This is a genomic window from Klebsiella sp. B345 (assembly GCF_051131735.1).
Lineage (GTDB): Bacteria > Pseudomonadota > Gammaproteobacteria > Enterobacterales > Enterobacteriaceae > Klebsiella.
The window spans coordinates 725,943-738,864 of record NZ_CP180443.1; the positions used below are offsets into that span (position 1 = coordinate 725,943).

The following is a 12,922-nucleotide window of genomic DNA, read 5'->3' on the forward strand; positions in this document are numbered from 1 at the left end:
GCAAGGCGCGGCAAAATTTGCCATAATGCGCGCTACTTTTTTCCAGTGAAGAGAATCTGATGTCCGAGAACGTTCAACTTAATGGTCTGTGCGACCGTTTTCGTGGTTTCTACCCCGTGGTTATTGATGTAGAAACCGCCGGATTTAATGCGAAAACCGATGCCCTGCTTGAGATCGCCGCCATTACCTTAAAAATGGATGAGCAAGGCTGGTTGATGCCGGACGAAACGTTGCATTTTCATGTTGAACCTTTCGAAGGTGCCAATCTTCAGCCTGAAGCGCTGGCCTTTAACGGCATCAATCCGAACGACCCTGAGCGCGGCGCGGTGAGCGAATACGACGCCCTGCACGCCATTTTCAAAATGGTGCGTAAAGGGATTAAAGATAACGATTGTAATCGTGCCATCATGGTGGCGCACAACGCCACTTTCGATCTCACCTTTACGATGGCTGCCGCCGAACGTGCCGGGCTTAAACGTAATCCGTTTCACCCTTTCGTGACTTTTGATACCGCCGCGCTGAGCGGACTGGCGCTGGGTCAGACGGTATTGTCCAAAGCGTGTCTGGCCGCCGGGATGGCGTTTGATGGTAGCAAGGCGCACTCCGCGCTGTACGATACCGAGCAGACCGCCCAGCTGTTTTGTGAAATCGTCAATCGCTGGAAACGGCTTGGCGGTTGGCCGCTGCCGCTCGCAGAGCAAGAATAAAAGACAAAAAAAAAGCGACTTCCACGGAAGTCGCTTTTTACTGTTTGCAGGGTTATTCTGCTTTCGGCGCTTCGCTGTTGTACTTAGCCGCCGTTTCTTTGATCAGCTGCTGCAGTTCGCCGCGCTGATACATTTCAATCACGATGTCGCAACCACCAACCAGCTCGCCATCCACCCACAGCTGCGGGAAGGTCGGCCAGTTCGCGTATTTCGGCATTTCCGCGCGAATATCCGGGTTCTGCAGGATATCAACGTAAGCAAAACGTTCGCCACATGCAGAGAGTGCCTGCACTGCCTGAGCGGAAAAACCGCAGCTTGGCAGTTTTGGGGACCCTTTCATGTACAGCAGGATCGGGTTTTCAGCGATTTGACGTTGGATTTTTTCTACAGTCGTGGTCATTGTCATGCTTCCTTAACTTCTATACGGCAGTAATTTTCATTGTAGCGTCCTGGACGCAGGACAGATAATAACATTTTTTTCACTCGCAACAGTTTATCTTCTGTGGCCAGAAGTTGCTTTATAAATATCACTTTGGCACCGCAAATGCATAGCGCTGTACATTTCCCGTACAAGGTGGTTAATGTCTGAGATAATTTTTTGCAATTGTTAATCAAACGACACTTTAGATACAAAAGAGTATTAACTATCCCGGTTTTTATGCTTTAGAATCGTTGAGTTTTGTCATTCACCGTCAGGTATCTATATATCTGTCATTAATCAGGGGATTGCTCAGTGGCGCGGCTAAACAAAATCGCGATTTCGCTCTGTGCATTACTGTTTACATCGATCTCATTTACACCACTGGCGCATGCTTCAGGGCATACGCACAGCTCCGCTACGCCAAAAGCGCATCCGGACAAAGGCACGACCGAGCGTAAGAAAAAAGCCAGCAGTCAAAAATCCAGGTCCACCACAAAAACCACCAGCAAGCAAACCGCCACCACGTCCCGCAGCAGACACCCTACCCGTACAACCAGCGCCAGCCAAACGGCATTAACCCGCCAGGCTGCCGGTAGCAGCAAAAAATGCGTCCTGCGTAAGGGGTATAAAAAGCAATGCGCCAAATCGGTGATGCCGAGCGCAGAGCCGGCACCGGTCATGGCCAGCCTGCAGACTAAATGTGTGGTGCGTAAAGGCTACAAAAAACGCTGTAAACCGGTGACTGAAGCGCAGCCGCTGACGCTGGCGGACGCCCATAAGGCCCGGGTGCAGAAAGCGCAAAGTACCGCCATGTCGAAGCTGATGGATCAGATTGGCAAACCGTATCGCTGGGGTGGAACGTCACCGCGTACCGGTTTCGATTGCAGCGGTCTGGTTTACTACGCCTATAAAGATCTGGTGAAAATTCGCATTCCACGTACCGCCAATGAAATGTACCACCTGCGCGACGCCCGTCCGGTTGACCGCGGTGAACTGCAAAGCGGCGATCTGGTTTTCTTCCGCACCCGTGGGCGCGGCACCGCCGACCACGTTGGCGTCTATGTCGGCAACGGCAAATTTATCCAGTCACCGCGTACCGGTCGCGATATTCAGATAACCTCATTAAGCGAGGATTACTGGATCCGTCACTACGTGGGCGCTCGCCGGGTCATGACCCCGAAAACCATTCGCTAACCCCCTGCCGCATCAGCGGCAGGCTGCCGGTTACGCGCAATGTGCAGCACATTTCCCCCTCTCCAGCCTCGTTTATCTGCCCTCTTTTTCCTCGTGACGGGTCACGGTTTCTTCGATCGCGTTTGTTAAATATACCCTTTATTAATGCAAGGCTTTTAACTCTCTCCGGCAAGTGTTAGCATCCTGATCACAATAAAAACCTGTGGTATTCGCTACGGCAATCCACAGTACATGCTGTATCCGGATGGTCATACATCCTTTAAATGTGAGAAGAAATCAAGAAGTTATAAGGAGAGTAACAATGTCGTTTGAATTACCTGCATTACCGTATGCAAAAGACGCCCTGGCGCCGCACATTTCCGCTGAAACCCTGGAATACCACTACGGCAAACATCACCAGGCCTATGTCACTAACCTTAATAATCTGATTAAAGGCACCGGGTTTGAGGGCAAATCGTTAGAAGAGATCGTCCGCACTTCCGAAGGTGGCATCTTCAACAACGCCGCTCAGGTCTGGAACCACACCTTCTACTGGAACTGTCTAGCACCGAATGCTGGCGGTGAGCCGGAAGGCGCACTGGCGGCAGCCATCAACAGCGCTTTCGGCAGCTTTGCTGATTTCAAAGCGAAGTTTACCGATGCCGCCACGAAAAACTTTGGCGCCGGTTGGACCTGGTTGGTTAAGAATGCTGATGGCAGCCTGAATATTGTCTCCACCAGCAACGCAGGCACGCCGCTGACTGGCGACGCTACCCCGCTGTTGACGGTGGATGTCTGGGAACATGCTTACTACATCGACTACCGTAACGCCCGCCCTGAATATCTGGCGCACTTCTGGGCGCTGGTAAACTGGAAGTTTGTTGCTGAAAATCTGGCGGCATAAAACGATATCGCAGAAGGGGTAAACCCTTCTGCGAATAGCATCACTACCCGACGAGCACCTCTTCCGGCTGCGAACGGTTACCCACCACCACCAACAGCAGAGCCAGACCGGCGATGATCGCCCCCATAACCGGAACAAACGCGTAACCCAGGCCACCTGAAATCACCGCCCCACCGGCTGCCGCCCCCAGCGCATTACCCAGATTAAATGCCCCAATGTTGACCGACGAAGAGAGACCCGGTGCCTCATGCGCCACACGCATCACCCGCATCTGTAACGGCGGTACCACCGCAAAGGTTGCAGCTCCCCACACCACCATACTGATAGCGGCTCCCAGCTGCGTCTGCGCCAGTAACGGAATCGCCAGCATAATCACCATCAATAGCAGCAGAAAGCCCTTCAGCGTCCCCGATACGGAACGGTCGGCAAATTTGCCGCCCAGATAGTTGCCAAGCGAGAAGCCCACGCCAATCAACACCAGCATCGCGGTGACAAAAAGCGGCGAAGCATGGGTAATGGTATGCAGCACCGGAGAAATGTAGGTATAGAGCGTGAACATAGCCCCCGCCCCAAGCACCGTGGTCAACAAGGCGGAAAGCACCTGCGGGCGCACCAGCACCGACAGCTCCTGTTTAACATTCGGACGTTCGCCGACACTGCCTTTAGGCAGAGAGAACCACAGGCTGACCATCGCCACCACTCCCAGCCCTGCAGTGGCGAGGAACGACATCCGCCAGCCGATCGTCTCACCAAGCCAGGTCGCCGCCGGCACGCCGCCGATATTGGCGATCGTCAGCCCCATAAACATGGTGGCAACCGCGCTGGCCTGCTTGTCTTTCGGAACGACGCTGGCGGCCACCACCGAACCGAGGCCGAAGAAAGCACCATGGTTAAGGCTGGTAATAATGCGTGAAATCAGCAGCGTGGTGTAATCCGGCGCCATGGAAGAGAGGACGTTACCGAGGGTAAAGATAGCCATCAGGAAAATGAGCGCGTTTCTTCGCGCGCGATGAGACAGCAGCAGCGTCATCAGCGGCGCACCTACCATCACACCGATCGCATAGGCGCTGATCAGCATTCCCGCAGCCGGAATAGACACGTCGACGCCTTTGGCAATGACCGGCAATAATCCCATCGGGGAAAACTCCGTCGTACCAATACCAAATGCGCCTATCGCCAGCGCGAGCAGGGGAAAGTTGATTTTCATTGCATGACTCCAGCAGACCGTCATCGGCGACGGTATCTCATCAGAAGTCAAAAGCATGACATCAATCACAGAAAAACAAAAGTAAACGAAATGGCAAAAGATTTTTGCGAAAATGATAATAATGGCGGGAACGGGGGGAAAGTGACCTCTCCCCCGGGAAAATTAGTGCAGAACTGCGGTCAGCCCGGCGGCAACGATTAGACCTAGAACAATAATCGTTGTTGTCAGCGAAAATTTTAAATCTGTATCCATCAATTTTTCCCCCTGTTTTCCCCACACGAAAAGTGAGCTTGCTCATTTTTGCACAATATCGCATAAAAATCTTCCAGGATTTAGGGTGATACACATTTTTGCTCTTCCCCTTTGCCGCAAGATCGGACAAAATCCCACGCTAATTTGAAAGCGTATCGGCCATTGACCCCTTCCTGTCGTTCTGTGTCGTTTTCCCGACGTGATGCAATGTTGAACATTGTATTCAGGGTGTGTTTAGGCAAACGTTTACGTACCGATTATCAGACGTTCAGGTCAAGGTCTGGAGTGAGAAGTAATGGCAACTATTAAAGATGTAGCGAAGCGCGCAAACGTTTCCACTACAACAGTATCACATGTTATTAACAAAACCCGTTTCGTCGCGGAAGAGACCCGCAATGCGGTCTGGGCAGCAATCAAAGAACTGCACTACTCACCCAGTGCCGTCGCGCGAAGCCTGAAGGTTAATCACACCAAATCGATTGGTCTGCTGGCGACCAGCAGCGAAGCGGCCTATTTTGCTGAAATTATCGAAGCTGTTGAAAAAAGCTGCTTCCAGAAAGGCTATACCCTGATTCTGGGTAATGCGTGGAACGATCTCGAAAAACAGCAGGCCTACCTGTCTATGATGGCGCAAAAGCGCGTCGACGGCCTGCTGGTCATGTGCTCCGAGTATCCGGAATCGGTGCTGAGCATGCTCGAAGAGTACCGCCATATTCCGATGGTGGTAATGGACTGGGGTGAGTCCAAGGCCGACTTTACTGATTCAGTCATCGATAACGCCTTTGAAGGCGGCTATATGGCCGGTCGTTATCTGGTGGAACGTGGCCATCGCGAAATTGGCGTGATCCCTGGCCCGCTCGAACGAAACACCGGTGCCGGACGACTGGCGGGCTTTATGAAAGCCATGGAAGAGGCCCAGATTTCTGTACCGGAAAACTGGATTGAACAGGGTGACTTCGAACCAGAGTCCGGCTATCGCGCGATGCAGCATATCCTGAACCAACCGCACCGTCCGACGGCAGTCTTCTGCGGCGGCGACATCATGGCGATGGGCGCTATTTGCGCGGCAGATGAAATGGGGCTGCGAGTGCCGCAGGATATTTCGCTGATCGGCTATGATAACGTGCGCAACGCCCGCTACTTCAGCCCGGCGCTGACCACGATTCATCAGCCGAAAGACTCCCTCGGCGAAGCCGCGTTTAATATGCTGATGGATCGCATCGTCAACAAGCGTGAAGAGTCCCAGTCTATCGAGGTTCACCCGCGTCTGGTGGAGCGTCGTTCCGTCGTTGACGGTCCGTTTGTCGATTACCGCCGCTAGTCCCCTCCCCGGCGCCGGTTATTCCGGCGCCCGCAACCATTCCCGGTTTAACGTTTCACTATCACCGAGATAATCCAGCATCCACAGCAGCGCAGGCGATGCATCGCTCTGTTGCCAGGTCAGGCAGCACGCCGCATCCGGAAACGGATTTTCCAGCTCAAGGGCGGTCCATTCTCCACGGTCGATCCACGGACGGGCAAAGTGCGTCGGTACCATCCCTACGCAAAGCCCGGCAGACAGGCAGGTGGCTGAGGATTCCCAGTCGGGCACCACCACGCGCTTTTGGTTATCCAACAGCCAGGTCGTGCGCTTGGGTAATGACCGGGAGGTATCTTCTCTGACCAAAGAGGGCCAGTTGCGCAACTCATCATCACTCAGCGGGCTGGTCATCTGCGCCAGTGGATGATGGCTGGCTACCACGCAGTGCCAGTTCAGCATGCCCATATCGCGAAAGGCGTAGCGCCCCCCCACCGGAATCGAACGCGTCGCCCCAATCGCCAGCTCCACGCGGCCATCCGCCAGCGCATCCCAGACGCCGTTGAACACTTCCTGAAAGACAATCAGTTCAACATCGGAAAAGTGACGATAAAAATCGACAATCATCTGGCGCATCCGCGCCGGTTTGACGATGTCATCGACGGCAATCGACAGCTGGCCGCGCCAGCCATTGGCTATCTGCTGGCACTGCTGGCGGGTGATCTGCATTTTTTTGATAACAGAGCGCCCTTCCTGTAAAAACCAGACCCCGGCCGGGGTTAATTCGACATCGCGATGGCGACGTTCGAACAGCGGAACTGCCAGCCACTCTTCCAGCTGACGGACGGTGTAGCTGATAGCGGAAGGGACGCGATGGAGTTCCTGCGCTGCTGCACTAAAGCTGCCGTTGCGGGCGACAGCATCAACAACTTCCAGCGAGTATTCAGACCACATATTCTGCCTACAAAATTTTTGAATGCATGTAGCAAATATTAGCGTTTCACAAGCCAGAATGCACTCCCTACACTCTGCGGCATTATACCGGCATCAGCAGAAGAGAATGTTATGCAACAACCTGGGAAAGGATTTTTAGTTTGGCTGGCGGGACTCAGCGTGTTGGGTTTCCTGGCCACCGATATGTACCTACCGGCCTTCGCCGCGATTCAACACGACCTCAACACCTCCGCGGCCTCGGTCAGCGCCAGCCTGAGCCTGTTCCTCGCCGGCTTCGCTATCGGACAACTGTTCTGGGGCCCACTCTCTGACCGTTACGGGCGTAAACCGATTCTGCTGAGCGGCCTCGCGATCTTCGCCATCAGCTGTCTGGGGATGCTGTGGGTCCGCGACGCGACGCTGATGCTGGTCCTGCGCTTTATTCAGGCCATCGGCGTTTGTGCCGCTGCGGTCACCTGGCAGGCGATGGTGACGGACTATTATCCAGCCCAGAAAACAAACCGTATTTTCGCCACCATCATGCCGCTGGTGGGATTATCGCCGGCGCTGGCGCCGCTGCTCGGCAGCTGGCTGCTTAACCATCTGGAATGGCAGGCGATTTTTGCCACCCTTTTCGCCATCGCCCTGCTGCTGATGGTCCCGACCCTGCGCCTGAAGCCGGTGCATAAACCAGCCGGCGATGCCCAGAAGAAACTGACCTTCCTGACGCTGCTGCGCTCACGTGAATACAGCGGTAACGTGCTGATCTACGCCGCCTGCTCTGCCAGCTTCTTTGCCTGGCTGACCGGCTCGCCGTTTATTCTGCATGACATGGGTTATGGTCCAACGGCTATCGGGCTGAGCTACGTGCCACAAACCATTGCTTTCCTGATTGGGGGTTATGGCTGCCGCGCAGCGCTGCAGAAATGGCAGGGCCAGCAATTGCTGCCGTGGCTACTGGTGGTGTTCGCCGTCAGCGTTGCTGCCACCTGGATGGTCGGGCGACTTGAAAATGCTTCCATCGTCGGCGTGATGATTCCATTCTGCGTGATGGCGATTGTTAACGGCGGGATATACCCGATCGTCGTCGCCCAGGCACTGAAACCATTCCCACAGGCTACCGGCCGCGCCGCCGCGCTGCAGAACACCCTGCAGCTCGGGCTGTGCTTCCTGACCAGCCTGCTGGTATCCGCGCTGATCGCAACACCGCTGCTGACCACCACCAGCGTGATGCTGGTTTCTATCGTGCTGGCCGGGATTGGCTACCTCATGCAACGCCAGAACGCCTACCTGACGGTAGGCTCATCTCACGCCTGACCTGTTATAAGCATGCTTTGGCCCAGTAATTAGCATGCTAAGAGGTTTTTATTGAAAGCCGGATTTCAGCAGCCTATACTGGATCCGGCATCACATAAATAGACCTTTAATTGTTTTTAACGGGAGCAGGATGCGTCTCGTTTCACCATGGATGGCCTTTCGGCAAGGGTTATCGCCCTTCCTCTGTTCTACGTCGGATAGCAGCTTCACGGATATTCCGTGAGATTTCTCACAAAGCCAAAAAAGCGTCTACGCTGTTTTAAGGTTCTGATCACTTGGGCGTGATGGAGAAGCTATGAGTTCATCGTGTATAGAAGAAGTAAGCGTACCAAACGACGACTGGTACCGAATTGTAGCCGAGTTACTCGGTCGCGCGGGCATTGAAATTAATGGTTCCGCTCCCTCCGATTTGCAGATTAAAAACCCGCTTTTCTTTAAACGTGTTTTGCAAGAAGGTTCACTAGGACTCGGCGAGAGTTATATGGACGGCTGGTGGGATTGCGAGCGTCTGGATATATTCTTCCATCGTGTGCTGCGCGCCGGACTGGAAAACCAGCTCCCGCACCATCTTAAAGATACGCTACGTATTGCTGGCGCTCGCCTGTTTAATCTGCAAAGTAAAAAGCGTTCCTGGATTGTCGGGAAAGAACATTACGATCTTGGCAATGACCTTTTCAGCCGGATGCTCGATCCCTATATGCAATATTCCTGCGCCTACTGGAAAGACGCACAATCACTGGAAGAGGCTCAGCAGGCAAAACTGGATCTTATCTGCCGGAAGCTGCAGCTGGAGCCAGGCATGCGGGTTCTGGACATTGGTTGCGGCTGGGGTGGTCTGGCCTATTACATGGCGAAGCACTATAACGTCAGCGTGGTTGGCGTGACCATTTCTGCCGAGCAGCAAAAAATGGCCCAGCAGCGTTGCGAGGGACTGGACGTCACCATTTTGCTCCAGGATTACCGCGACCTTGAGGACAGCTTTGACCGGATTGTCTCCGTCGGAATGTTTGAACACGTCGGTCCGAAAAATTACGCCACCTATTTTAACGTGGTTGACCGCAATCTGAATGCCGATGGTCGTTTCTTACTACACACTATCGGTTCGAAAAAAACCGACCACAGCGTTGACCCGTGGATTAATAAATATATTTTCCCGAACGGTTGTTTGCCGTCAGTTCGTCAGATTGCCCAGGCCAGTGAATCACACTTTGTGATGGAGGACTGGCATAATATGGGAGCCGACTACGATACCACGCTGATGGCCTGGTGCGCGCGTTTCATGGCCACCTGGCCGGATATTGCAGATAACTACTCAGAACGATTTAAACGTATGTTCAGTTATTATCTGAACGCCTGCGCCGGAGCTTTTCGTGCGCGCGATATTCAGCTGTGGCAAGTGGTCTTTTCACGCGGGGTTGAAAACGGCCTGCGGGTAGCACGTTAAATTCTCCCCCGTTACGACGGGGGACATGCTTTTATTACGTATGGCCTGTATACCCAAAATAATTCGAGCTGCCTGGGTATTGGCTACACCCAGGCAACGTGAAGGATCAAGGGTATATTACTCTTCGGCGGCGTTCTGCGCCGCGTCTTTTGCCGCCAGTAGGCGTTCTACGGTATCCACCACCGCCTGCGTCTGCGGGTCGATTTCGATATTCACCCGGTCACCCAGTTTTTTTACGCCAAGGGTGGTGCGCGTCAGTGTTTCAGGAATCAGATGGACGCAAAAACGGGTCGGCGTAACCTCGCCCACCGTCAGGCTAATGCCATCTACCCCAACATAACCTTTATAAAGAATATATTTCATCAGCGTCGGGTCCTGAACCTTAAACCAGATCTGACGGTTATTCTCTGAGGTTAAAATTTTGACGACGTCGGCGGTAGTCATAATATGCCCCGACATCAGGTGGCCGCCAATTTCGTCACTAAACCGCGCGGCGCGCTCGACGTTGACGTTATCCCCCTCTTTTACCGAACCGAGGTTAGTGATGCGCAGCGTCTCTTTCATCAGATCAAAACTGACGCGCGGGCCGTCGATTTCGGTCACCGTCAGGCAGCAGCCATTGTGCGCCACTGATGCACCGGTCTCGAGACCTTCGAGCATATGCTCAGGTAATTCCACGACATGAGTGCGAAAATTTGGTTTTTCATCAATGGACACCACTTTCGCGGTCCCCTGCACAATGCCAGTAAACATGCTTTGCTCCTGTAGACTTTGGTGACGGTATCATTACCGTTATATCTGTCTGGAACAATAACAGGTGCTAAAACAGGTTGCCAGCGCCCTTCGTGCCCTACCATTTTTTCACTGGCTTAATAGCGTATCCTCGCTACAATAGACTGGAAAACCCCTCTGCTCTTTCTTCTTGCTGCCATTTAAGGCCGCTTTTCAGTTTCAAAATAACAACAATATAAAGGTGTTCACGTGCAGAAGTATTTTATTGAAGCGCGTCAGTTATTAGCACTGGCTATTCCTGTGATCATTGCGCAGGTCGCTCAGACAGCAATGGGCTTTGTCGATACCGTAATGGCGGGTGGCTATAGCGCCACCGATATGGCGGCGGTGGCGATCGGTACGTCCATCTGGCTTCCCGCTATCCTCTTCGGCCATGGCTTGCTGCTGGCGCTCACGCCCGTGGTTGCGCAGATGAATGGCTCCGGACGTCGCGATCGAATTGCACATCAGGTGCGGCAAGGGTTCTGGCTGGCGGGGTTCGTTTCACTGCTGGTGATGGTGGTGCTATGGAACGCCGGGTACATTATTAGCTCGATGCACAATATCGATCCTGCACTCGCCGACAAAGCCGTTGGCTACCTGCGCGCCCTGCTGTGGGGTGCTCCCGGCTACCTCTTTTTCCAGGTTGCGCGTAACCAGTGCGAAGGCCTCGCAAAAACCAAACCGGGGATGGTCATGGGATTTATCGGCCTGCTGGTCAATATTCCCGTTAACTATATTTTTATCTACGGCCACTTTGGCATGCCGGAACTGGGCGGCGTTGGCTGCGGCGTGGCGACAGCTGCCGTGTACTGGGTGATGTTCATTAGCATGATTACCTGGGTGCGTCGAGCTCGATCAATGCGTGACATTCGCAATGAGACCGGCTTCAGCAAACCGGACTTCAGCGTCCTGACGCGCCTGGTGCAATTAGGTCTACCTATCGCACTGGCGCTGTTCTTCGAAGTTACGCTGTTTGCGGTAGTTGCATTGCTGGTCTCTCCGCTGGGTATTGTCGACGTTGCCGGCCATCAGATTGCCCTCAACTTTAGCTCGCTGATGTTTGTACTACCGTTGTCACTGTCGGCGGCAGTCACCATCCGGGTTGGTTTCCGCCTTGGGCAAGGCTCGACGCCGGATGCTCAGGTCTCCGCCAGAACCGGCGTGGGCGTCGGGGTTTGCATGGCTGTGATAACGGCGATTTTCACCGTCGCCATGCGCGAGCAGATTGCCCTGCTGTATAACGACAATCCGGAGGTCGTTACTCTGGCGTCGCACCTGATGCTGCTGGCAGCTATCTATCAGCTCTCCGACTCCGTGCAGGTTATTGGCAGTGGGATCCTGCGTGGTTATAAAGACACGCGGTCGATCTTCTTCATTACCTTCACCGCCTACTGGGTGCTTGGTCTACCGAGCGGCTATCTGCTGGCCTTAACCGATATCGTTGTTCCGCGGATGGGACCGGCGGGCTTCTGGTGCGGATTTATCATCGGATTAACCTCAGCGGCAATTCTGATGATGCTGCGTATGCGCTTCCTGCAGCGCCAGCCGGCAAACATCATTTTGCAACGCGCAGCGCGCTAACCTCTTAAGGCACCTCGTTTCGGGGTGCTTTTCTTCTTGTCCGCGATGCGGACACATCCTGCCGATATCCCCGTTGTACATTCGGTTACGCGCCGATACCAAACACTCACTGAAGCCACCTGACGACAAGCCTATAGTGATTTCAACAGCCCCGCAGTGGGGTTCACTGAAGAAATAAATTCGAGGATATTAGAATGAAAAAAGTATTAGCTCTGGTCGTTGCCGCTGCTATGGGTCTGTCTTCCGCTGCTTTCGCTGCTGACGCAGTAAGCACCACTCAGGCTCCGGCTGCTGCTCACAGCACCACTGCCAAAACCACGCATCACAAAAAACACCACAAAGCTGCGGCTAAACCAGCCACCGAGCAGAAAGCTCAGGCTGCCAAAAAACACAAAAAAGCCGAAGCCAAACCTGCGGTAGCGCAGAAAGCTCAGGCCGCTAAGAAACACCACAAAGCGGCAACTAAACCTGCAGCAGCACAGAAAGCACAAGCTGCTAAAAAGCACCACAAAGCTGCGACCAAACCTGCGGTAGCACAGAAAGCGCAGGCGGCTAAAAAGCACCACAAAACCACCAAACATCAGGCCGCTAAACCGGCTGCACAGCCAGCCGCATAATTCTTCCGGTCAGTCTGTTTAATGATAAACCGGCGCTATTTCAGCGCCGGTTTTATTTCAGGAGATCACTATGCTGCGGCGCTATCGTTTTGAGCTCATTCTGATCCTGCTAATTCTTTGCGCACTTTTCGCCCTTCGCTTGATGTTCAAATAGCTACCCTCTCCTTTTCTCCTGCTCTGCCGCTCTCTGCGGTGCGTTATCTCCCTGAGATAGTGAGCAAAAACAGCCAACAGGTTAAGTATTCTCCTTTATCATCAGTAAAATATAAGCAATATGGGTAAAACTTCCGCAATC

Annotated in this window: 13 protein-coding genes; 8 read left to right on the plus strand and 5 right to left on the minus strand. The window is 53.6% G+C overall.

What is annotated here, in order from left to right; translation table 11 throughout:
- Positions 1-59: 59 nt before the first annotated feature.
- Entirely contained in the window at positions 60-707 is a 648-nt protein-coding gene (rnt, locus tag ACMYSO_RS03405) for a ribonuclease T (RefSeq protein ID WP_434669316.1), read from the plus strand.
- Positions 708-759: 52 nt separating this feature from the next.
- Here rnt and ACMYSO_RS03410 read toward each other — a convergent pair whose 3' ends face one another.
- Positions 760-1,107, minus strand: coding sequence for a Grx4 family monothiol glutaredoxin (locus ACMYSO_RS03410; RefSeq protein WP_123754599.1), 348 nt, complete (start codon positions 1,105-1,107; stop codon positions 760-762).
- A gap of 333 nt (positions 1,108-1,440) precedes the next feature.
- Between ACMYSO_RS03410 and ACMYSO_RS03415 the strand changes: the two genes are divergently transcribed.
- Complete coding sequence (locus ACMYSO_RS03415; protein WP_434669318.1) at positions 1,441-2,322, plus strand: C40 family peptidase; 882 nt, start codon at positions 1,441-1,443, stop codon at positions 2,320-2,322.
- A gap of 301 nt (positions 2,323-2,623) precedes the next feature.
- Positions 2,624-3,205: a superoxide dismutase [Fe] gene (gene sodB / locus ACMYSO_RS03420; protein WP_434669319.1), complete on the plus strand. Its 582-nt coding sequence runs from the start codon at positions 2,624-2,626 to the stop codon at positions 3,203-3,205.
- A gap of 43 nt (positions 3,206-3,248) precedes the next feature.
- On the opposite strand, the gene ACMYSO_RS03425 is transcribed toward sodB, so the two are convergent.
- Positions 3,249-4,412, minus strand: coding sequence for an MFS transporter (locus ACMYSO_RS03425; protein ID WP_434669321.1), 1,164 nt, complete (start codon positions 4,410-4,412; stop codon positions 3,249-3,251).
- A 162-nt stretch (positions 4,413-4,574) separates the two neighbouring features.
- On the minus strand, positions 4,575-4,664 hold the full coding sequence (locus ACMYSO_RS03430) for a YnhF family membrane protein (RefSeq protein ID WP_004862736.1): 90 nt from the start codon (positions 4,662-4,664) through the stop codon (positions 4,575-4,577).
- A gap of 295 nt (positions 4,665-4,959) precedes the next feature.
- Between ACMYSO_RS03430 and purR the strand changes: the two genes are divergently transcribed.
- Positions 4,960-5,985 (plus strand): HTH-type transcriptional repressor PurR, encoded by a 1,026-nt coding sequence (purR, locus tag ACMYSO_RS03435; protein ID WP_434584476.1) that lies wholly within the window; start codon positions 4,960-4,962, stop codon positions 5,983-5,985.
- Positions 5,986-6,003: 18 nt separating this feature from the next.
- Here the strand turns inward: purR and punR are convergent, their stop codons facing one another.
- Positions 6,004-6,915, minus strand: coding sequence for a DNA-binding transcriptional activator PunR (gene punR, locus ACMYSO_RS03440; RefSeq protein WP_434669322.1), 912 nt, complete (start codon positions 6,913-6,915; stop codon positions 6,004-6,006).
- A 111-nt stretch (positions 6,916-7,026) separates the two neighbouring features.
- Between punR and punC the strand changes: the two genes are divergently transcribed.
- Both punC and cfa read left to right on the plus strand, forming a co-directional pair.
- Entirely contained in the window at positions 7,027-8,211 is a 1,185-nt protein-coding gene (gene punC, locus ACMYSO_RS03445; protein WP_434669323.1) for a purine nucleoside transporter PunC, read from the plus strand.
- A 295-nt stretch (positions 8,212-8,506) separates the two neighbouring features.
- The gene (cfa, locus tag ACMYSO_RS03450) at positions 8,507-9,655 is read left to right on the plus strand and encodes a cyclopropane fatty acyl phospholipid synthase (RefSeq protein ID WP_434669324.1); all 1,149 of its coding nucleotides are present in this window, start codon (positions 8,507-8,509) and stop codon (positions 9,653-9,655) included.
- Positions 9,656-9,772: 117 nt separating this feature from the next.
- On the opposite strand, the gene ACMYSO_RS03455 is transcribed toward cfa, so the two are convergent.
- Positions 9,773-10,408, minus strand: a complete 636-nt coding sequence (locus tag ACMYSO_RS03455) for a riboflavin synthase subunit alpha (RefSeq protein WP_434669325.1) — start codon at positions 10,406-10,408, stop codon at positions 9,773-9,775.
- 228 nt (positions 10,409-10,636) lie between these two features.
- On the opposite strand from ACMYSO_RS03455, the gene mdtK reads away from it, so the two are divergent.
- Together mdtK and asr are read left to right on the plus strand one after the other, a co-directional pair.
- On the plus strand, positions 10,637-12,010 hold the full coding sequence (gene mdtK, locus ACMYSO_RS03460; protein WP_434669327.1) for an MdtK family multidrug efflux MATE transporter: 1,374 nt from the start codon (positions 10,637-10,639) through the stop codon (positions 12,008-12,010).
- A gap of 194 nt (positions 12,011-12,204) precedes the next feature.
- A complete protein-coding gene (gene asr, locus ACMYSO_RS03465) occupies positions 12,205-12,627 on the plus strand; it encodes an acid resistance repetitive basic protein Asr (RefSeq protein ID WP_434669328.1) in 423 nt (140 codons plus the stop codon).
- Positions 12,628-12,922 lie beyond the last annotated feature (295 nt).

Excerpts from the sequence above, each read along its gene's own strand:
- ACMYSO_RS03430 (WP_004862736.1), bottom strand. The coding sequence starts at position 4,664 with ATGGATACAGATTTAAAATTTTCGCTGACAACAACGATTATTGTTCTA.
- punR (WP_434669322.1), bottom strand. The coding sequence starts at position 6,915 with ATGTGGTCTGAATACTCGCTGGAAGTTGTTGATGCTGTCGCCCGCAAC.
- cfa (WP_434669324.1), top strand. The coding sequence starts at position 8,507 with ATGAGTTCATCGTGTATAGAAGAAGTAAGCGTACCAAACGACGACTGG.
- purR (WP_434584476.1), top strand. The coding sequence starts at position 4,960 with ATGGCAACTATTAAAGATGTAGCGAAGCGCGCAAACGTTTCCACTACA.
- ACMYSO_RS03425 (WP_434669321.1), bottom strand. The coding sequence starts at position 4,412 with ATGAAAATCAACTTTCCCCTGCTCGCGCTGGCGATAGGCGCATTTGGT.
- punC (WP_434669323.1), top strand. The coding sequence starts at position 7,027 with ATGCAACAACCTGGGAAAGGATTTTTAGTTTGGCTGGCGGGACTCAGC.
- rnt (WP_434669316.1), top strand. The coding sequence starts at position 60 with ATGTCCGAGAACGTTCAACTTAATGGTCTGTGCGACCGTTTTCGTGGT.
- sodB (WP_434669319.1), top strand. The coding sequence starts at position 2,624 with ATGTCGTTTGAATTACCTGCATTACCGTATGCAAAAGACGCCCTGGCG.
- ACMYSO_RS03410 (WP_123754599.1), bottom strand. The coding sequence starts at position 1,107 with ATGACCACGACTGTAGAAAAAATCCAACGTCAAATCGCTGAAAACCCG.
- asr (WP_434669328.1), top strand. The coding sequence starts at position 12,205 with ATGAAAAAAGTATTAGCTCTGGTCGTTGCCGCTGCTATGGGTCTGTCT.
- ACMYSO_RS03455 (WP_434669325.1), bottom strand. The coding sequence starts at position 10,408 with ATGTTTACTGGCATTGTGCAGGGGACCGCGAAAGTGGTGTCCATTGAT.